This is a genomic window from Pseudoalteromonas sp. SWXJZ94C, from assembly GCF_015864385.1.
Classification (GTDB): Bacteria; Pseudomonadota; Gammaproteobacteria; order Enterobacterales; family Alteromonadaceae; genus Pseudoalteromonas.
The window spans coordinates 1-19,419 of the sequence record NZ_JADYXF010000061.1; the positions used below are offsets into that span (position 1 = coordinate 1).

General features: G+C 37.8%; 20 protein-coding genes. 17 read left to right on the forward strand and 3 right to left on the reverse strand.

Annotated elements, in window-relative coordinates; genetic code table 11:
- Positions 1–670 precede the first annotated feature (670 nt).
- The 7 genes from I6F65_RS19195 to I6F65_RS19225 all read left to right on the forward strand — a co-directional run bounded on the left by I6F65_RS19195 (position 671) and on the right by I6F65_RS19225 (position 6,749).
- Positions 671–1,441, forward strand: coding sequence for a DUF3450 domain-containing protein (locus I6F65_RS19195; RefSeq protein ID WP_024611639.1), 771 nt, complete (start codon positions 671–673; stop codon positions 1,439–1,441).
- A 6-nt stretch (positions 1,442–1,447) separates the two neighbouring features.
- Positions 1,448–2,812 carry a MotA/TolQ/ExbB proton channel family protein gene (locus I6F65_RS19200; protein ID WP_197114432.1) on the forward strand — a complete coding sequence of 455 codons (1,365 nt, stop codon included), beginning with the start codon at positions 1,448–1,450 and terminating at the stop codon, positions 2,810–2,812.
- A complete protein-coding gene (locus I6F65_RS19205) occupies positions 2,812–3,336 on the forward strand; it encodes a MotA/TolQ/ExbB proton channel family protein (RefSeq protein ID WP_024593935.1) in 525 nt (174 codons plus the stop codon). Before I6F65_RS19200 ends, I6F65_RS19205 begins: the two co-directional genes overlap by 1 nt.
- A 14-nt stretch (positions 3,337–3,350) precedes the next feature.
- Positions 3,351–3,755, forward strand: a complete 405-nt coding sequence (locus tag I6F65_RS19210) for a biopolymer transporter ExbD (protein ID WP_197114434.1) — start codon at positions 3,351–3,353, stop codon at positions 3,753–3,755.
- The gene (locus I6F65_RS19215) at positions 3,755–4,372 is read left to right on the forward strand and encodes an energy transducer TonB (RefSeq protein ID WP_024611637.1); all 618 of its coding nucleotides are present in this window, start codon (positions 3,755–3,757) and stop codon (positions 4,370–4,372) included. Before I6F65_RS19210 ends, I6F65_RS19215 begins: the two co-directional genes overlap by 1 nt.
- Positions 4,373–4,383: 11 nt before the next feature.
- A complete protein-coding gene (locus I6F65_RS19220) occupies positions 4,384–5,643 on the forward strand; it encodes a hypothetical protein (protein WP_024611636.1) in 1,260 nt (419 codons plus the stop codon).
- A 62-nt stretch (positions 5,644–5,705) separates the two neighbouring features.
- Positions 5,706–6,749 carry a hypothetical protein gene (locus tag I6F65_RS19225; protein ID WP_197114436.1) on the forward strand — a complete coding sequence of 348 codons (1,044 nt, stop codon included), beginning with the start codon at positions 5,706–5,708 and terminating at the stop codon, positions 6,747–6,749.
- 18 nt (positions 6,750–6,767) lie between these two features.
- Here the strand turns inward: I6F65_RS19225 and I6F65_RS19230 are convergent, their stop codons facing one another.
- Both I6F65_RS19230 and I6F65_RS19235 read right to left on the reverse strand, forming a co-directional pair.
- A complete protein-coding gene (locus tag I6F65_RS19230; RefSeq protein ID WP_024611634.1) occupies positions 6,768–7,094 on the reverse strand; it encodes a TraR/DksA C4-type zinc finger protein in 327 nt (108 codons plus the stop codon).
- Positions 7,095–7,155: 61 nt separating this feature from the next.
- On the reverse strand, positions 7,156–8,136 hold the full coding sequence (locus I6F65_RS19235) for a tRNA-dihydrouridine synthase (RefSeq protein WP_197114438.1): 981 nt from the start codon (positions 8,134–8,136) through the stop codon (positions 7,156–7,158).
- Positions 8,137–8,372: 236 nt separating this feature from the next.
- Here I6F65_RS19235 and I6F65_RS19240 point away from each other — a divergent pair, with 236 nt between their 5' ends.
- From I6F65_RS19240 to I6F65_RS19280, 10 genes are all read left to right on the forward strand, one after another.
- On the forward strand, positions 8,373–8,828 hold the full coding sequence (locus I6F65_RS19240) for a hypothetical protein (RefSeq protein ID WP_197114440.1): 456 nt from the start codon (positions 8,373–8,375) through the stop codon (positions 8,826–8,828).
- A gap of 67 nt (positions 8,829–8,895) precedes the next feature.
- The gene (locus tag I6F65_RS19245; RefSeq protein WP_197114441.1) at positions 8,896–9,753 is read left to right on the forward strand and encodes a DUF692 domain-containing protein; all 858 of its coding nucleotides are present in this window, start codon (positions 8,896–8,898) and stop codon (positions 9,751–9,753) included.
- Positions 9,754–9,755: 2 nt separating this feature from the next.
- A complete protein-coding gene (locus I6F65_RS19250) occupies positions 9,756–10,508 on the forward strand; it encodes a DUF2063 domain-containing protein (RefSeq protein WP_166110706.1) in 753 nt (250 codons plus the stop codon).
- Positions 10,509–10,580: 72 nt separating this feature from the next.
- Complete coding sequence (locus I6F65_RS22000) at positions 10,581–10,703, forward strand: hypothetical protein (protein ID WP_002962301.1); 123 nt, start codon at positions 10,581–10,583, stop codon at positions 10,701–10,703.
- A gap of 524 nt (positions 10,704–11,227) precedes the next feature.
- Complete coding sequence (gene apt / locus I6F65_RS19255; protein WP_024611629.1) at positions 11,228–11,773, forward strand: adenine phosphoribosyltransferase; 546 nt, start codon at positions 11,228–11,230, stop codon at positions 11,771–11,773.
- A 3-nt stretch (positions 11,774–11,776) separates the two neighbouring features.
- Positions 11,777–14,437, forward strand: a complete 2,661-nt coding sequence (gene dnaX / locus I6F65_RS19260; protein WP_197114443.1) for a DNA polymerase III subunit gamma/tau — start codon at positions 11,777–11,779, stop codon at positions 14,435–14,437.
- A gap of 62 nt (positions 14,438–14,499) precedes the next feature.
- Positions 14,500–14,826, forward strand: coding sequence for a YbaB/EbfC family nucleoid-associated protein (locus tag I6F65_RS19265; protein WP_024611627.1), 327 nt, complete (start codon positions 14,500–14,502; stop codon positions 14,824–14,826).
- A gap of 7 nt (positions 14,827–14,833) precedes the next feature.
- The gene (recR, locus tag I6F65_RS19270; RefSeq protein ID WP_024611626.1) at positions 14,834–15,442 is read left to right on the forward strand and encodes a recombination mediator RecR; all 609 of its coding nucleotides are present in this window, start codon (positions 14,834–14,836) and stop codon (positions 15,440–15,442) included.
- A 152-nt stretch (positions 15,443–15,594) separates the two neighbouring features.
- Positions 15,595–17,499: an MFS transporter gene (locus I6F65_RS19275; RefSeq protein WP_197114445.1), complete on the forward strand. Its 1,905-nt coding sequence runs from the start codon at positions 15,595–15,597 to the stop codon at positions 17,497–17,499.
- Between the two features lie 4 nt (positions 17,500–17,503).
- Entirely contained in the window at positions 17,504–18,229 is a 726-nt protein-coding gene (locus I6F65_RS19280; protein ID WP_166110715.1) for an RluA family pseudouridine synthase, read from the forward strand.
- Between the two features lie 19 nt (positions 18,230–18,248).
- Here I6F65_RS19280 and agaR read toward each other — a convergent pair whose 3' ends face one another.
- Complete coding sequence (agaR, locus tag I6F65_RS19285) at positions 18,249–19,019, reverse strand: transcriptional repressor AgaR (RefSeq protein ID WP_166110718.1); 771 nt, start codon at positions 19,017–19,019, stop codon at positions 18,249–18,251.
- Positions 19,020–19,419 lie beyond the last annotated feature (400 nt).

Below are 19,419 nucleotides of genomic sequence, written 5' to 3' on the forward strand. Positions count from 1 at the left end.
AAAAAGCAGTTAGCTTATGAGCAACTGACCATTTAATCTAGCCAAAACAAGTTATGCACTTACAATTTGAATCTAGGAAATTAAATTAGTTAATTTATTAGTATTAGTAAATAATTCTCAACACGTAGCATTTCTTCAACATCTCCAAATTTTATTTTTTATAAAAAAGTAAAATTAATATCAAATATCTACAACTTTTACTTTTAAAGAAATAGCCGATGATGATGTTTTTTTGTGCGATAAACGGTTTGTTTTTTCAGGTGAAGTGTTTGAAAGTAACAAAAAAACCATGAATTTGCTTAAAAAATAACTTTTGTAATATATATAAATATTTATTTATCTTTTTTTTTAACTCTAATTTGGTTTTAACTAAATGTTGCATTTTTGTTGTTTTTTCTGAGGGCATACCAAATAAACATACCTCTTAAAAGGCTTTAATCGAAATATTAAGAACGCAACTCGTTACAATAATGTTAACATTAAATTGGTAATACTTTAGTGTAAGCTTGCGATTAAGCATTTATTTACTGAGATTAGTAAACATCAAGTTGACAGCGCTTATTGCATTTAGCATTATTGGAAGGTTGATATCTATTAAAAGATATCAGGGTTGTTCTCTTCGGAGGATAATTAAATTATAAAAGTAACATTACTTAATTGGTTGGGAACTATGTCTGTTAAAATCAGAAAGAGTCTTGTAGCAACTGCGTTGGTTGGCGCATTTGCATTTGCAAGCAGCAATGTGATTGCAGATCCTTTGAATGACGTGCAAAACGCAGGTCAACAAATTCAAAAGGCTGCTGTTAAGTCTCAAACTAAAATTGACAATGTATATGGTCAAACTCAAGAGCTTATAGCTGAGTACCGTAGCGTTGTTGATGAGACAGAACTTATGAAAGTGTATAACGATCATGTATCACGTTTGGTTGATAGCCAAAATGCGTCGATAGAATCGTTTGATCGTCAAATAGCTACTATTGACGGCACTAAACAAAACGTTGTGCCTTTGATGTATCGCATGATCGATACGCTTGAGCAATTCATCAAAGCGGACGTTCCATTTAATCTAGAAACGCGTTTAGCACGTGTTGAAAGACTTCGTGAAATAATGGTTTCTGCGTCTGTAACGACGTCAGAAAAGTTCCGTCAAGTACTTGAAGCATACACAATAGAAACAGCATACAGTTCACTTGTATCTGCTTCACAAGGTACGTTAGAAGTTGATGGCAAGAGCATTAACGTTGATATCGGTCAATTAGGTCGTATTACTTACGTTGCTCAGTCTTTTGACTTAAAACATGCTTGGGTGTGGGATAACAACACTAAACAGTGGAAAGAATTAGGTGAAGAATACCTAAAACCTGTTAAAGAAGTGATCCGTATGGCGCGTAAGCAAGCGACATTAGAACTTGTTAAACTACCAATTTTTGGCGCGGAGTAATCAATAATGAAGAAACTATTTAAAGGTTTTGCTGTTGCAGCAGTACTAACTGTTTCTGCAGGTACCGCGCTTAATGCACATGCAAATACTGATGCTTTAGATAAAATTCTTGAGCAAGTAAAGCAAGAGCGTATATCTGAAGGTAAAATCAATAAGCAACGTGAGCAAGAGTTCTTATCAGAACGTGCTGACAAGCAATCATTACTTAACAAAGCTAAAAGCCAACTTGCTACTGAGAAATCACGTGGTGAGAGCTTAGCTAAGCAATATGCACAAAACGAAAATACCTTAGCTGAAAAAGAAGCAGCTCTACAAAGTGCTCAAGGTACTTTGGGTGAGATGTTTGGTGTTGTACGTCGTGCAGCTCAAGACGCTATCGGTTCTATCGAAGCATCTTTAGTTAGTGCTGAAAAACCAGGTCGTGCTGAAATATTACGTTCATTAGCAGCTGCTAAAGAACTACCAACAGTTCGTGAATTAGAAGAACTTTGGATTTCACTTCAAACTGAAATGACAGAATCAGCTAAAGTTTCAACTTTTGAAACTGAAGTTGCTGGTCTTGACGGTAACCCGTCAATGAAAAAAGTAACTCGTATTGGTAACTTTAACTTAGTTACAGATGATGGTTACTTAATTTATTCACCAGAGACTAAGTCTATTCAGCCGTTAGGTAAACAACCTGATAGTTATATTTTAGACGGTATCACGGCTCTTGAAAATACTTCATCAGATAACTATGCTGGTGTTTTCATTGACCCGACTCGTGGTGCAATCTTACGTATCAACACTCAAAAAGCGACACTTATCGAGTACTTCCACCAAGGTGGCGTAGTTGGTTATATCATTACAGCTTTACTCGCTCTAGGTATGCTAATTACTCTAATTCGTTTTGTTGACCTTACTCTTACTACTAGTAAAATTAAGAGCCAACTTAAAAACCTTGCTACACCGAATACAAATAACCCATTGGGTCGTATTCTTAAAGTGTACCATGACAATAAGAAGCAAGATGTTGAAAACCTTGAGCTTAAACTTGATGAAGCTATTTTACGTGAAACACCACGCATCGAAGCTGGTATCAATATAATTAAGATTCTTGCTGCAATCGCACCATTACTAGGTCTACTAGGTACAGTAATCGGTATGATCTTAACGTTCCAAACAATCACATTGTTCGGTACGGGTGATCCGAAGATCATGGCAGGTAACATCTCTCTAGCTCTTGTAACTACTGCGCTAGGTCTAATTGCTGCATTACCACTTATCCTACTTCATGCTCTTGTAGCTGGTCGTAGTAAGTCGGTATTACACATCCTTGATGAGCAAAGTGCGGGTATCGTTGCTACTCACGCGGAGAAGGAGAAAGCCTAATGCTAGTCCTGATGGAGATATGGGAATCTATCAGGGATTTTGTTGGCACAGGCGGCCAGGTTTTATACGTGGTCGCGATAGCACTCTTTCTGATGTGGGTTTTAATGATTGAGCGCTATTGGTTCTTACTTGCAGAGTTTCCTCGCACAGCGAAAGAAATTGTAGCAAAGTGGGATGCCCGCCAAGACACTACGTCTTGGTACGCACACAGAATCCGTGAAGCATGGATTTCTGAAGCGTCTGAAAAATTAGATCAGCGTATGTTGTTGATTAAAACATTAGTAGCTGTTTGTCCTTTAATAGGCTTACTTGGTACTGTTACTGGTATGATTTCGGTTTTCGAAACCATGGCTAGTCAAGGTACGGGTAATGCACGTTTAATGGCATCAGGTATTTCAATGGCAACAATCCCAACAATGGCTGGAATGGTTGCGGCATTATCTGGAGTATTCTTTAGCTCACGTCTTGAGACAAAAGCTAAAATGGTGAAAGCCAAACTTGTAGATAGTATGCCTCATCACTAGAGAGAGAATTAAATATGGCACGTAAACAACGTTTTCGTGAAGAAGAAGAAGCAGCGGTCGATATGACGCCGATGCTTGACATCGTATTTATCATGCTTATTTTCTTTATCGTAACTACATCGTTCGTTAAAGAGGCTGGTATCGAGGTCAATAAACCAAAAGCTGCCCAAGCTACTAAGCAACCAAATGCTAACATTTTTGTTGCCATTCGTAGTAACGGTGAAATCTGGGTTGATAAACAGCAAATTGATGTTGAGCGTATTTCAGCAAAAATCGAAAGTTTATTAGCAGAACAACCTACTGAAGTTGTGATTATACAAGCTGATAAAGAAGCTAAACACGGCACAGTGGTTAAAGTTATGGACCAGATCAAAGCGACGGGTGATAACCTTAGAATTTCAATAGCTGGAGATCAGTAATGATTCGTTTTCTGTTTTCACTGATTGCAGGTGGGGCAGTTACTTTCGGCTTGTTCTACTTCATGGCCTTCCTCATCTCTGGTGGGGCTGACCGTAATACGGAACAAAAAGAGCAGATCATAGTCGAAATAATGACGAATCCGCCTGAATCTAAGGTGCAGGAGAGGAAGCGTGTACCGCCTCCTCCTCCACCACCGCCAAAGCAGCCGCCTAAACCGCAGCCGCCACAGCCGGAAAATAATAATCCAAACCCTGGTGCTATGTCATTTAATATGGGAAGCATTGATGTTGGTAGTTCGGCAGGTGGACTAAGTGGTCCTGGTGCATTTGGACGAGATGGTGATGCGACACCAATCGTTCGTATAGAACCAAAATATCCAACGCAAGCAGCACGTGATGGTAAAGAAGGTTGGGTTCAACTTTCATTCACAATTGATGAGTTAGGTGGCGTGACCGACGTTGAAGTAATCGACGCAGATCCAAAACGTATCTTTGACCGTGAAGCTAAACGAGCATTGCGTAAGTGGAAGTACCGTCCTAAAATTATTGACGGAAAACCACAAATACAACCAGGTTTACAAGTTCAATTAGACTTTAAACTTAACCAAGGCAATTAAGGAGGCGAGTAATGAGAAATTTTTCTAAAGTAACTGCTCTTGCAATTCTTATGTCTGTGTCGGGTGCAGTATTAACTACATCTGTTTTAGCGGCGCCAGATTACGCAAAGATTGAAGAGCGTAAAAAAGCAAAAACTAAAATCATGGGCGAGCGTACTGGTAAAAAAGTAATTAAAGCGTTTGATTTGTATGGTGAAGAAAAGGTTGAAGAAGCAATTGTTTTGCTTAGAGAAATTGAACCTTCAAATGACTTTGATAAAGCGACTGTAAATCGTTACTTAGGTAGCATGTACGCGCAAGTAGAAAAGTACGATGAAGCGATTCAATACACTAAGCTAGCAGTAGCTCCTGATGTTTTAAATTTCGCAGATCAAGAGCAATCACTTAAGCTATTAGGCGATTTACTTATTGGTACTCAAAAGTATCAAGAAGCTAAAAAAGCGTATGTAGCTTGGATTGACTTTACTGGTGATGAAGATCCGAAAGTTTATACGCGTATAGCGCAAGCTAACTACGAGTTAAAACAATTTCGCGATGTTTTTGAACCAGCAAACAAAGCAATATCGCTTCAAAAGGAGCCTAACAAGGCACCTTACCAATTAAAACTAGGTTCTTACTTTGAGCTTAAAGACTATAATAATATGGTCGAAGTTGGTGAAGAAATTGTTCGTGTTTGGCCTGATGATAAGAAAGCTTGGGTTAGTTTAGGTAAATATTACCTACAGACTGAAGACTACAAAAAAGGTCTTTCGACCATGGAAGTAGCTTACAAGCAAGGTTATTTTGACGCTGAAGTTGATTACAAAGTATTGTCTAACTTTTATTCTTTAAATGAAATTCCTTTTAAAGCGGCAGTAACGCTAGAAAAAGCAATTAAAGAAGATAAAGTTAAGCGTAATAAGCAAAATGTTAACGCAATTGCTAGTAATTACCATCGCTCAAAAGATCTAGAAAAAGCTGCTAAGTATTACGAAGAAGCTGCTAAATTTGATGAAGATGCTGAGCTTTACCGCAAAGCTGGTTCATTACTTTTACAATCTGAAAACTTTAGTGCTGCTGTTGTTCGTTTAAACAAAGCACTGGAATTAGGCTCTGATAAAAAGGGTACTATTTACTCGGATTTAGCTGAAGCGTACTACTACCAAGCTAAGTATAAGCAAGCATATGCTGCTATTACTAAAGCAATGGATGACCCTCGCACACGTAAGTTTGCAAAAGGTTGGGCAACGTATATTAAAGATAAAGCCGCTCGCAACGGTGTTAAAATTTAACTTTAATTTGCTTTAGCATCTTATAAAAAGCCCCTCTGGGGCTTTTTTTATTGGAATTAAATATGAACAGAACGCTGACTTTTTCATTGATATTATGTTTTCTTTTAACGGCTTGCTCAAAGCCGTCGCAGCCTTATAACTCATTCGAAGAGGCTCAAAGTGCATTAGAAGTTTTAAATTCTACTTTGGTACATAGAGGCAATATTTCTAAACAAAATTTAGACGAGCAGCAGTTTGCTTTTACTGATGCTTATTTAACTAAGCGACACGCTATTTATCAGCGTTTAATGGAAGTGCAATTAACACAATCACAAGTTGAGCAAGTTAACTATATGGTGATTGCAGAGCGCTTTCCAGAACGTTACTTTTCTTGGCCAGCCCAAATCAACGTATTAGAGAATATGCTTGCATTAGATAGCTCTGAGGAAGGGTTGGTAAAAATTAATAATTGGCTTAAATTTACTCAAAATCAATTAGACAGCGCTAAACAAAGTAATTTAAAATTAAACAAGACTGAACTTGCTCTCTTGCAGGTCTATATTTCTGATGCCATAAATAATGAAAACACACCTGAAGACTTACAATTAGAATTAACAATACTTGATGATTATTTAACTCAATATAAACCCAGAGGCAGCGCTGGTTTACGAGGTCTTGCGAATGGTAGTGAGTGGTATCAGAGTAAATTAAATTACTTTAGTGGAGCTATTCACTCACCACTTGAATGGGTTACTCTGTTAGATCAACAAATAAAGATGTTAGAAAAAGCACCATTTAGCTTTGAGTTGCAAACATCTCACGAACATTCATTTTTGGTGCAATTTTTAGAAGACCAAAAACCAGTAAAAGGACTGGATTGGTTAACTGGATTTACAATACTCCCCGTAATGGCAAATGAAAATTCGCTTTCTGTCGCTGATAGAACACTAATGCTAGCATTGATGGAAACAGATGTGGGTATTCATTATCATGCTTGGACTATTCCACAAGCAAGAGTTAACTTAATGAAGCGGTTGAAGATAAATGAGAAAGACGCTCAATATTTAGTCGACGATATTATTCTCTATCCGGCCCAAACATTTAGTTTTGCTCAGCAAATACTGTAATTAAATTATTTAGTGCGCTTATTGCGCGCACTTTTTACATCGTTGCGTTGCAGGGTCTAGCTCAAGTTGCTCCTTGGATATTTCCTCTTCGCAATCACAACAATAGCCATATTGACCAATTTCTATTTGGCTCACAGCAGCTTCTAACTTAGTCATTCGATTAATTAAAAGTTCATACTCAGGACCTAAATTTTCAGTTGCATAATCTAACCATTCATTGGTTTGTGTTTTATTTAAAATCGTCATTAAATATTGGTGTGTAGGATAAACTGATTGCGACAGCATATTCAGTATTTTAGATTTTACTTGTGCTATTTCATCGTTTAATTTTTTTTGATGAGACATTATCAGTATAACCTTCTTCAATTGGTTTTATGTTATACCGATATTATGTATTTCGTTTTTGTTAGCCGTTATGATTTGAATCAAGTTGAGGTGCTTTGGCATACTTTTTTAGTACACTAGCCACGTCTTCTTTACTTTTTAATCGACGTATTTCATCAAATAACTCTATTGCCTGAGGGTATTGACGCTTTAAATAACCTAACCATTGCTTTGTACGGGAAGCGAAATACTTTTCATCTTTAGCTGGATCTTGATGGATAGCTGAATGAATTAAATGGTAAATTATATGCTCCCATTGTAATTCATTATAAGACTCACCATTGACGTGTGCCTTAATTTTTTTAGCTAAATCAGGGTGAGATAACGCACCTCGACCTAACATTAAGTCGCTACAGCCGCTGCGTTTTTGACATAACATTGCGTCCTCTACCTGCCAAATTTCACCATTCGCGACTACTGCAATATTTTTATCTTTTATTATAGGCGGAATTTTTTCCCAGTACGCAGGGGGGTTGTATCCATCTCGTTTAGTACGAGCATGTATAGCAACGCTGTTGGCACCTGCACTGACTACCGCATCGACTATTTCTTGGCTATTACTGTCATCATCAAAACCAAGTCGTATTTTTGCACTTACTTCATGTTGCTCATCTACGGCATCTCTAACTGCTTTTATTATAGAATACATATGCTCAGGGTCTTTAAGCAGTACAGCACCACCTCTGCTTCTATTTACTGTTTTTGCAGGGCAGCCAAAGTTAAGATCAATACCGTGAGAGCCTAAACTAATCGCTTTAACTGCATTTTCAGCTAAAACATCAGCAACTTGACCTAATAATTGTATGCGAACAGGCGTGCCAGCACGTGTAAATCCATTATTGGCTAGCTCGGGGCAATAGCGATGGAATACTTTATCAGGTAAGCATGCTTCAACGACTCTTACAAACTCAGTTACGCATAAATCAAACCCACCAATATCAGTAAGTAATTGGCGCATTTTAAAATCAACAACACCTTCCATAGGCGCTAAAACAAGTTTCATAAAGAGATTAATTCTTTGGAAAAAGTGGACGCACAGTTTACCTGTAAATATCACATTGATAAATCCGTAATTATCATCCACATTTTCTTTAAAAAACGAAAAAGTAAATAATATTGAAAATAAATGAAAGTTTTTGTTCTTGATCTGGTCTACTGAACTATACAAACAATATACGAATGTAAAATATATTCGTAATTGGCATAAAATCACAATACTTGAGTTAAGAGAGCCACTAAATGAATACAATTAAAAAAAATACAATCGCGTTAACTTTAGGTGCAGTCGTTATTGGCTCTGCAGGTTTTGTATCAGCTGATGCACAAGCTAACCCATTTGAGTTTCAACAATTAGTAACTGGTTACCAATTAGACGCAACCGAAGGTAAGTGCGGCGAAGGCAAATGTGGTGGCGATGCAAAAGATACCAAAGACATGAAAGCCAAAACTGAAGGTAAGTGCGGCGAAGGTAAATGTGGCGGCGACGCAAAAGATGCTAAAGGCATGAAAGCAAAAGCTGAAGGCAAGTGCGGTGAAGGTAAATGTGGCGGCGACGCAAAAGATGCTAAAGACATGAAAGCCAAAGCTGAAGGTAAGTGCGGCGAAGGTAAATGTGGCGGCGACGCAAAAGATACCAAAGGCATGAAAGCTAAAACTGAAGGTAAGTGCGGTGAAGGTAAATGTGGCGGCCGTTAATTTATCAGTTTAAATAAGTTATGCTAAAGGGACCTTATGGTCCTTTTTTGTTATGTTAGAGGTGTGTATGGCACAGTATAAAAGCACAAATTTTGGAATGGTGGGTCTTGGTCTACGCCGAGAAATGCTTGATGAATTACTCGAGCATGTACCTAAACAAATTGATTTTTTAGAAGTTGCTCCAGAGAATTGGTTGAAGTTAGGTGGACGTTTTAAAAAGCAGTTTAAAACATTAACAGACGCAAATAACTTTATTTGCCATGGTTTGTCACTCTCAATTGGCTCGCCCGAACCATTAGATATAAAATTTATTAAATCGTTAAAAGTTTTTTTTGATGAGCACAATATAAAAATTTTTAGTGAGCACTTAAGTTATTGCTCGGGAACTGGCCACATGTACGATTTAATGCCAATTCCATTTACACAAGATGCTATTGCACACGTTGTGCCGCGTATAAAGCAGGTTCAAGATATACTTGAGCGTCAAATCGCGATAGAAAACGTGTCTTACTATGGCGCCCCTGGGCAGAAATTATCAGAGCTTGAATTTACAAACATCATTTTAGAGCAAGCTGATTGTAAACTTTTACTTGATGTGAATAATATTTATGTAAACTCAATAAATCATGGCTATAACGCGCAAGAGTTTTTAACAAACTTACCTTCAAATCGTATCGCTTACGGGCACGTTGCCGGTCATTACAACGAAGCGGATGACTTAATAGTAGATACACACGGAGCCGATGTAATTGACCCTGTATGGCAACTACTTGATAGGGCATATGAGGTGCATGGTGTATTTCCTACATTGCTTGAACGTGATTTTAATATTCCTACTATGAACGTGCTTACAAAAGAGTTAGATATAATTCATGAGTTACAATCTAAGTACCTTGATTCAACACTTATAAAGCAGAGTGCTTAGCTATGGGCTTTATTGAAATACAAAACGAATTTATGGCGCATATTCGTAAACCCGCTATTAATAAAAAACCTAACGATATTGAAGATAGGCGAATGGCTATTTATCGAGATCTCTTTTTTAATAATATTGAAGGTTTTGTATCATCAGGTTTTCCGGTGTTAAAAACGTTATATACTGATAAACAATGGAATGTACTCGTGCGCCAGTTTTTTAGTGAATATGATTGCCATTCACCGTACTTTTTAGATATAGCAGGGGAGTTTATTAATTACTTATCAAGTAATTATAAAATGAAAAAATACGATCCTGTATTTATGCTCGAACTTGCTCACTATGAATGGGTAGAACTCGACGTATCTATAGCGATGCAAAATGAACTCGAAAAAAGATTAAAAAATACAGATATAACGAGTGCGTCACTTTGTTTATCGAGCTTGGTTCGTAATTTAAGTTACCAATTCCCAGTACAAAATATAAGTACTAGCTATAAGCCCACAGAGCCATCACCTCAGCCTAATTACTTTGTTGTATATCGTGATGAGAATGATGACGTTCAATTTTTGGCAACAAATGCGATGACTGCTTTGTTATTATCAATTATTGAGGCAAGTGAAGGCTCGACATTTGACGAAGTTTGCCAGCAGGTGTTAACTCATGCACCACAATTTAATGCAGAGCAAATTGCTCAAGGCGCATTGGTTACCCTCAGTGCAATGGCGGAACGTGGTGTAATTGTGACAAAAAATCAAGATTAAGGTCTTTATTGATGATTTTACATCGTCTATTATGGCAGCCTTATTTGCCGTGCTTAATAAAAGGTTGTACTAATGTCAGATGATAAAGACTTTAAAGATCCGTTCAACGCGACTTACTTTCTTGCATTTTTAGCTGTATTTGCAGGAATTGGTTGTTTAAATGCAATTTTAGGCTGGATCACTAGCTTAACTTAAATGCATAGCGTTTATTAAGGCTGTTGTTTTACTTCAGCCTTGAATCACTTTATTTATAATTATCCTATATAGATCGTGTTGACCTTTCAGGATTGAAACTTATTTAATCTAGAGGCGTTTTAATTACGGCGCGTGATTTATAACTTAATAGTTTTATAACTACTGCAGCGTTACGCTAATAACTTACACCCTTGTAAGAATAAGTAAAAACAAAGCAAAGCTTCCGCGTCTTGCCTACACCCCTACGTATATTTATATATTCAACAAAGAGTAAATTGCGCCTAGGAAGAACTCAATGGCAGTACATGTTATACCTTTAAACTGTGTTGTCGTGTAATTATAAGAATAATCAGACCACATAAGCTCAGTATGTCTAAAACAAACCTACTGCTCAAATTCAATTTCCAAATATAAATACGCCCATACTTAATACTTCTTTTAAAATAACGTCAAACTCGCATTTAAAGGTCACTTAAGGTTATAATCACCTGCTTTGTAATATAAACAATTGAGCAGTTAAAATTATGACTCAAGTAACACCAGCAATTATCAAAAACAGCATAACTACAATTGCTGATTATCCAAAGCCGGGCATCATGTTTCGCGATGTAACCACTTTAATGGCAAATCCAGAAGCATTTAAAGCTACCATTGACGCTTTTATCGCTGAATATAAAGATCAAGGATTTACTAAAATAATTGGTACAGAATCACGTGGCTTTATTTTTGGTGCTCCACTGTCTTACGCGTTAGGCATTCCATTTATTCCAGTACGTAAACCAGGTAAGTTACCGCGCGAAGTTATTCGTCAAGATTACTTACTTGAGTACGGTGAAGACACGCTAGAGCTGCATGTTGATGCGATCGTACCTGGCGATAAAGTATTATTAGTTGATGACTTATTAGCAACTGGCGGCACAATCGAAGCCACAGCTAAATTAGTTCATAAACTAGGTGGCGAAGCCACTGATGCTGCATTTGTTGTATCATTACCAGGACTTGGTGGCGAGCAGCGCATCAAAAAAATGGGTATTAAAATCCTAAAATTGGTTGAATTCGAAGGCGAGTAATCGATGAGTTATCAGGTTCTAGCGAGAAAATGGCGTCCTCAAACCTTTCATGAATTGGTTGGGCAGTCTCATGTTAAGCAAGCGCTTGTAAATGCGCTTACACAAAATAGACTGCATCACGCTTATTTATTCACTGGAACCCGCGGTGTGGGTAAAACGACCATTGCGCGTATTTTTGCTAAAAGCTTAAATTGCGACGAAGGTATATCTGCAAATCCGTGTGGTCAATGTAGCAGCTGTTTAGATATAGAAGCAGGGCGCTACATTGATTTACTCGAAATAGATGCGGCTTCTCGTACAAAAGTAGAAGACACCCGTGAAATACTCGATAACGTTCAATATGCGCCAACGCGCGGACGTTATAAAGTGTACCTAATCGATGAAGTTCACATGCTTTCTAAGCACAGCTTTAATGCGCTTTTAAAAACGCTTGAAGAGCCACCAGAGCATGTGAAATTTTTATTAGCGACTACCGATCCTCAAAAATTACCAGTCACTATTTTATCTCGCTGTTTGCAATTTAATTTAAACGCCTTATCGCAAAGTGATATTAAAACACAGCTTGAACATGTACTTACGCAAGAGCAGCTTAACTATGACAATGATGCGCTTAGCATTATTGCAAAAGCCGCTGATGGTAGTATGCGTGACGCACTTAGCCTAACCGACCAAGCTATAGCGCAAACAAATGGTGATATTAATAATCAAGCAGTACAAACAATGCTTGGTTTGATGGATACACATTATAGCCAAAGCTTATTAGCTGCATTACTTGCACAAGATGGCGTTGCGCTAATGAGTGAAGTGGCAAATGTAGCGAGCCGAAATCCAAACTATATTGCTTTGCTTGATGATTTAATTGCATTGACGCATTTAACACAATTAAGCCAATTAGTACCAGAAGCCGCTGCGCTTGATGAAACGAATGCTGACTATATCGCGCATGTTGCACAGCATACTAATCCTCAACAAATTCAAGTTTATTACCAGTTATTATTAAATGGTAAAAAAGACTTACAATGGGCACCAGAGCCTCGTTTAGGTTTTGAGATGATAATGCTAAGATTATTAGCGTTTGAGTCTGCTGGTACACAAAGCCAGCAGTCTGAGCCAGTCTCGGGAGCTAAGCCAGTACAAAGTAATGCAGGTCGAGCCGATGCGTTACGCGATATATTGAATAAGAATAAATCAGCGAAGAAAAACTCTGAAGAACAACCAATACAACAGTTAGAACAACGTTCAACACAAAATCCAATACAAAAAAGTAGTCCTGTCGAAGAAAAACACACAGAGCAACTTAGCGCTATTGAAGATAATAAAAAAAGTGTAGAAAGTAATACTCAAGCTAATAATCACGAATTTGAGTCCGAAGTTAAAAATTCTCCAGTAACATTAATGCAATCAGGTGATTCTCAACACACTGCCAATGATAATGAGCGTCAAGTTAATAAAGTAACCGACGAGCAAGCGCAGCGCGAAAGTGAAGACGAAGCGTACATGCAACACAGTGATGTGGAGCAAACACTAGTTGCACAGTTTGATGATGTAATGAGTAGCGCGGTTGACCAAGGGTTTAACTCTGTAAATCATTCACATAATAATGCTGAAAACAATTCAGAACCGAGCACCCCGGTTATACAACAAGACCAAGACAGTGCTGCAAATGCCTCTATTGTAGAGCGAGAAGCACAAGCTCAGTCGGCTATTGCACGTATTTTACGTGATAGAAATATATCAGGGGCGGGAACGCTTTCTAGTGCAAACAAGCGTGATACACAAAGCACAAACAGTAATACGAGTACCAATAAAAGTAATCCGGTAGTAAGTGATACTAATACTGGAAATAGGCACACTAACGTAAATAAAGTGCCTAGCGAAAATTCGACTGCCGCTACTACTTTTGATAACAGTAATGCTTTGGCTAATAACAATACTGGTGCAGATGGTTTTAATGCATCATCAAATGGTACAAAATTAGACAACACACATATTGCACCAAGTCATTCAGATAACCCGCCACCGTGGGCTACGGATATAACAGGTGAGAGTGAAAAAAAGCCTGAGCTCCCATTAACCGGGAGCCATACACAAACGCAAGAGCCAATACAGCAAAGGCCTGAGCGAAAAATCGACTTTAGAGAAAAACACCAAACGATTACCGAAAACTTAGCGCCGGAGTTACTTGAGCAAATAAATCCTCAAAAAGTACCTGAGGTTGCTCCTCAAGAGCCTAGTATTCCTACGCCGGATGATTTTCAAAGTCCTATAAGTGAAATAAGATTTGCGCATCAACAAGACGAGTGGGCATATTTAATTAAACGAATGGGACTGGGTGGTCGTATGCGTCAATTTGCATTACATTCAATTTTTACCAAACAAGGTAACAATTTACATATTGATGTAGACGAATCTCAAAAGCATTTAGATACACCAGTGCTACGTCAAAAGCTCGATGCTGCATTATCAAGTATTTATGAGCATAACGTCTCACTTAGTATTAATTTTGCTAAAGGCGTAATTGACTCTCCTTACCTTATTCAGCAAAAAATTGATGTAGGTCGTCATCAACAAGCAATAGATGTGATCACTTCGGATAGTAACATAGTACAATTTCAACAAATATTTAGCGCCGAAATCGACGAAAATAGTATTCAGGCATTGTAATTCCTTACAATAGCCCTTATGTTCATGTTAATTAATGTATTAAAAAAGAAAGAGAGAAAGTTATGTTTAAAGGTGGAATGGGCAACATGATGAAGCAAGCGCAGCAAATGCAAGATCGCATGCAAAAAGCCCAAGACGAAATCGCAACTTTAGAAGTTGTTGGTGAAGCCGGTGCCGGTTTAGTTAAAGTAACTATGCTTGGTAACCACAACGTACGCCGTGTTGAAATTGACGCAAGTTTAATGGAAGACGACAAAGACATGATTGAAGACTTACTTGCAGCAGCTTGTAACGACGCTGTACGCCGTGTAGCAGACGAAACACAAGAGCGTATGGGTAAAGTAACTGGCGGTATGCAACTACCACCAGGTATGAAAATGCCGTTTTAAGTAAATAATGCAACTTTCAGATAGCCTAACCCAGCTTATAGAAGCGCTTCGTTGCCAGCCTGGTATTGGTCCTAAATCGGCGCAACGTATTGCCTTTCATTTATTAGAGCGCGACCGTAAAGGCGGCACTCAGTTGGGTAATGCACTTACCAAAGCAATGACGGCTGTTGGTCATTGTCAGTCTTGTCGTACTTTTTGCGAACAAGCGCAATGTGATATTTGTTTAAGTACAAAACGCCAAGACAGCGGTATATTGTGTGTTGTTGAATCGCCAAGTGACGTACTTGCGATTGAGCAAACGGGTCAATACTTAGGTTTATACTTTGTATTAATGGGGCATTTATCGCCGATTGATGGTATAGGTCCTAAAGAAATTGGTCTTGATGTACTTGATAAAAAATTATCACAAGGCGGTATAAACGAAGTGATTTTAGCAACCAACCCGACGGTTGAAGGTGAAACCACTGCACATTATATTGCTCAACTTTGCCATAAATACAAAGTAGGCGCTTCGCGTATCGCCCACGGAATACCTGTTGGTGGCGAACTTGATTTAGTTGATGGCACTACTCTCATGCATGCCTTTAGTGGTAGAAGAGCGGTTACCGAAAGCTAATTTAAAAGAGCTATTTGATAATAATTTTAAAAGCCCACACAATTTAAATTGTATGGGCTTTTTTGTTTTTAAACGAATGTATTGTTTTGTTATTCGTAATTTATTTATGAACTGTGTATTCTACGTTATGTATCTAATTGGTAAGGAATGCAATGCAAGATAATAAACAACAATATCAGGGATCTTTGCTTACTAGTAAGCGTTTTTTTCCGCTTTTTATTACGCAGTTTTTTTCGGCAATAAACGATAATATTTACAAGCAATCAGTACTTATTTTATTAATATTTCAAGCCGCGAATGTTGCTGATGGTGCTTTTTATTCTAATTTAGCAGCAGGCTTATTTATTCTTCCTTTCTTTTTATTTTCGGGAATGGCAGGTCAACTTGCAGAAAAAACCGAAAAATCTAAACTGATTAGAATCGTAAAACTGTGTGAAATACCAATTATGGCAATTGGTGTTGTGTCTATTTTAACTCAATATGTTTGGTTGATGTTAGCCACTGTATTTTTAATGGGATTGCAAAGTACATTTTTTGGTCCATTAAAATACTCTATTTTACCCCAACACGTAGCGCCAAATGAACTGACAAAAGCGAATGGTTTAGTTGAATCAGGTACATTTGTTGCGATACTAATCGGGACTATTTTTGGTACTTATTATATAACACAATCAACGGGTCCCATTTTTATAAGTATTGCAGTGCTAGTGTTAGCTGTTATAGGTTATGCGAGTAGCCGATATATTCCAATTAGTGAAGCGAACGACCCTAATTTAACATTTACTTATAATATTTTTTCATCCACAAAAAGTGTGTTTAAAGCACTTAATTCGCAAACCGAGTCGGTAGGTAAATCTGTTCTTGGTATTAGTTGGTTTTGGTTGATTGGTGCAATAATTTTAACTACTTTACCAAGCTATGTGAAACATGTGATGGGAGGCAATGAACTGGTTGTAACCAGCGCATTAGTTGTTTTTTCACTTAGCATTGCAATTGGTTCCTTATTGTGTGAAAAACTATCTCGTTCACGTATAGAGTTAGGTATTGTGCCTTTTGGTGCTATTTTAATTACCTTGTTTTTATACTTACTGAGCCAAGAGCCCGCTATTAGTGCATATACAAATCAAAGTAATGAATTGTTAACTCTTGAACAAGTGCTAAAAACAGGCGATATGTTGTGGCATTTTGTATGGATGGCAGGCATTGGTATTGGCTCTGGTTTTTATACTGTACCGCTGTATGCGCTTATTCAACAGCGCACTGAAGAATCTAGTCGCTCACGAGTTATAGCCGCTAACAATGTCTTAAATGCGTTGTTTATGGTGGGCAGTGCTATTTTAAGCATTGTTACGTTGTCTATTTTAAAGTGGAGTATTTCAGAACTTCTGTTGTTACTTGCTGGTTTAAATCTACTTATCTCTATTTATATCTATACAAAAGTCCCTGAGTTCTTTTTACGTTTTGTTATTTATATTTTGGCTATTTGTATGTACAGAGTGCGCACAAAAGGGGAGAGTAATATTCCGGATGAAGGCGCTGCTGTTGTTGTGTGTAATCATGTCAGTTTTGTCGATTGGATGTTTATTTTAGCAACATCACCAAGACCAATCCGATTTATGGTATTTGCCCCTATTTATTATTCACCAGCACTGCATTGGTTATTTAAAATGGCTAAAGCTATTCCAATTGACAGTGAAAAAACCAACCCTAAAGCGTTTAAAAAAGCCTTTGACGAAGTTGCATCCGCGCTTGATAAAGGCGAGCTCGTTGGTATCTTCCCAGAAGGGAAGCTAACGAGTGATGGCTCAGTGGATATTTTTCGCCGTGGAATAGAACGTATTATTAAGCGCTCACCCGTACAAGTTATTCCGGTGCATTTAGGTGGGTTATGGGGGAGCATGTTTAGTCGAAAAGCTAAGTGGCAATTACCCCGATTAAAATGGTCTTTAGTGTCTGTTACCGTAGGTGAAGCTATTGCCGCTGACAAAGTAACTGCTGATGATTTGCGCGAGCAAGTTTTGGCTTTAAAAGCGCTTCATTCTAAAGGTATTGATTAACTTAATGATTAACACAACACCTGAGTCTAACTTGATAGATCATATTATTATTGACGACTTTGTAGCGCCTAAATGCGATGGGTTTATTGACATATTATATCAAGATGATGATATTTTGCTTATTAATAAACCCAGTGGGCTATTGAGTTTATCGGGCAAAAACCCGCTTAACTGGGACTCAGTACATTATCGTTTAGTGCATGGTCAAAAGGGATTAACAGCCGCTTTTCCTGAAGCGAAGTTACCGCACCGATTGGATTTGGGTACGTCTGGCATTATGATTGTTGGGCTAAACGGTGCAGCGTCAAAGCACCTTAATAAACAATTTCAGGCACGCATAATTCATAAGCGTTATGTAGCGATGCTAGAGGGAAGCTTGGCTGTTGATGAGGGGCAAATTACTGCACCAATAGCGAAAGACAAGCTGCTTTTTCCGCGTGTTAAAATTTGCCAAACTACGGGTAAAGCTGCAGTGACTGAATACAAAGTGCTTGAGAGATTCAAACAACCATACAGAACCCTAGTACAATTTACACCCGTGACTGGGCGCACTCATCAATTAAGAATACACAGCCAGTTTATAGGTCATCCTATTTTAGGCTGTGATTTGTATAAAAGCGCGCAAAGCGAACACATGGCAGAGCGCTTGCAGCTGCATGCGAGCGACTTACATTTTGAACATCCAACCAGCGAAAAACGCATTCATGGTCAATGTCCTTGTCCGTTTTAATTATCTAATGTAATAATCGTTAAACGATTATTACATTAATACCAAGGCGTTTAAGCCCCTCTAAATAATTGTTTGGTATATTGCTGTCGGTAACCACGGTGGTGACTGCTGCCGGTTCAAGAATTTTATGTAGGCAAACATGTTCGAACTTAGATGAATCAGTAACAATTATTATTTCAGACGCGATTTTACACATCACTCTATTCAACACTGCTTCAGCTTCAAAGTATGTGGTAATACCGCGTTCCATATGAAAACCATCAACGCCTAAAAATAGTTTATCAACATGTAAATCTTCTAAGCACTTTTCAGCTGAGCTGCCAAAAAAAGACATGTTTTTACGTCTTAATGTACCGCCAAGTAACATAACGTCTATTTCGTCATACACCGACAGCTTATTCACTACATTTAAACCATTAGTAATAATAGTCAAATCTTCTTTATCTTTTAAGTGCGCCGCAATTTGAATGGTGGTCGATCCCGAATCTAAAATGATTGAATCACCAGAGTTAATTAATTGGGCTGCGGCTTTACCAATACTGAGTTTTTCTTCAGCATGGAGTGTTTGCTTTCGGTCTATGGCGAGTTCGGTTTCAATTACATTTGTTTCTTTCAGCATTGCCCCCCCGTATGAACGAGTTGCAATACCTTGCTGTTCTAAAAAACGCAGGTCTTTTCTTATTGTAACAGTTGATACGTCATACTTTACGGCGAGGTGAGGAACTTGTACGCTGCCTATTTCCTTTAACATTCGACTAATTTGCTCACGTCTTTGGCTAGTGTCGCGCATAATTTCCCTTTTATAAAAAGTTTCAAACTTAAATAATGAAGCCTGATTATATATGAAATGAAACATTTTACCAATAAAGCCTTTCGGTTTTATAAATAATTAGAAAAATAATATGCGCTATAAATTAAAGTATAGCGTGATGATTCGCCTACCTATCTTTTCAAGTGTATCAGTAAGAGGGAGAAACTTATTTAATGTAAAAGCCACTCGAGATGTGAGTGGCTTGGTATCAAAAAGAAGTCATAAAGAGTATCGTTTTATTTAACAATTACTCATAGGTTGGATCTTAAGGAATAAAACTTGAAAACATGCTCTGAATTTGATCTGATAGTAATCGCCAAACCACTATCTATCCCAAAAGCAGAGCATGAATAAACATAATACTGAGTTAAACAAAATA

Bases quoted from the DNA above. Each gene is read 5' to 3' on its own strand.
- I6F65_RS19235 (WP_197114438.1), bottom strand. From the start codon at position 8,136: ATGAAACTTGTTTTAGCGCCTATGGAAGGTGTTGTTGATTTTAAAATG.
- I6F65_RS19195 (WP_024611639.1), top strand. From the start codon at position 671: ATGTCTGTTAAAATCAGAAAGAGTCTTGTAGCAACTGCGTTGGTTGGC.
- I6F65_RS19275 (WP_197114445.1), top strand. From the start codon at position 15,595: ATGCAAGATAATAAACAACAATATCAGGGATCTTTGCTTACTAGTAAG.
- I6F65_RS22000 (WP_002962301.1), top strand. From the start codon at position 10,581: ATGTCAGATGATAAAGACTTTAAAGATCCGTTCAACGCGACTTACTTT.
- I6F65_RS19205 (WP_024593935.1), top strand. From the start codon at position 2,812: ATGCTAGTCCTGATGGAGATATGGGAATCTATCAGGGATTTTGTTGGC.
- apt (WP_024611629.1), top strand. From the start codon at position 11,228: ATGACTCAAGTAACACCAGCAATTATCAAAAACAGCATAACTACAATT.
- I6F65_RS19245 (WP_197114441.1), top strand. From the start codon at position 8,896: ATGGCACAGTATAAAAGCACAAATTTTGGAATGGTGGGTCTTGGTCTA.
- I6F65_RS19265 (WP_024611627.1), top strand. From the start codon at position 14,500: ATGTTTAAAGGTGGAATGGGCAACATGATGAAGCAAGCGCAGCAAATG.
- recR (WP_024611626.1), top strand. From the start codon at position 14,834: ATGCAACTTTCAGATAGCCTAACCCAGCTTATAGAAGCGCTTCGTTGC.
- I6F65_RS19225 (WP_197114436.1), top strand. From the start codon at position 5,706: ATGAACAGAACGCTGACTTTTTCATTGATATTATGTTTTCTTTTAACG.
- I6F65_RS19210 (WP_197114434.1), top strand. From the start codon at position 3,351: ATGGCACGTAAACAACGTTTTCGTGAAGAAGAAGAAGCAGCGGTCGAT.
- dnaX (WP_197114443.1), top strand. From the start codon at position 11,777: ATGAGTTATCAGGTTCTAGCGAGAAAATGGCGTCCTCAAACCTTTCAT.
- agaR (WP_166110718.1), bottom strand. From the start codon at position 19,019: ATGCGCGACACTAGCCAAAGACGTGAGCAAATTAGTCGAATGTTAAAG.
- I6F65_RS19280 (WP_166110715.1), top strand. From the start codon at position 17,504: ATGATTAACACAACACCTGAGTCTAACTTGATAGATCATATTATTATT.
- I6F65_RS19215 (WP_024611637.1), top strand. From the start codon at position 3,755: ATGATTCGTTTTCTGTTTTCACTGATTGCAGGTGGGGCAGTTACTTTC.
- I6F65_RS19220 (WP_024611636.1), top strand. From the start codon at position 4,384: ATGAGAAATTTTTCTAAAGTAACTGCTCTTGCAATTCTTATGTCTGTG.
- I6F65_RS19250 (WP_166110706.1), top strand. From the start codon at position 9,756: ATGGGCTTTATTGAAATACAAAACGAATTTATGGCGCATATTCGTAAA.
- I6F65_RS19230 (WP_024611634.1), bottom strand. From the start codon at position 7,094: ATGTCTCATCAAAAAAAATTAAACGATGAAATAGCACAAGTAAAATCT.
- I6F65_RS19200 (WP_197114432.1), top strand. From the start codon at position 1,448: ATGAAGAAACTATTTAAAGGTTTTGCTGTTGCAGCAGTACTAACTGTT.
- I6F65_RS19240 (WP_197114440.1), top strand. From the start codon at position 8,373: ATGAATACAATTAAAAAAAATACAATCGCGTTAACTTTAGGTGCAGTC.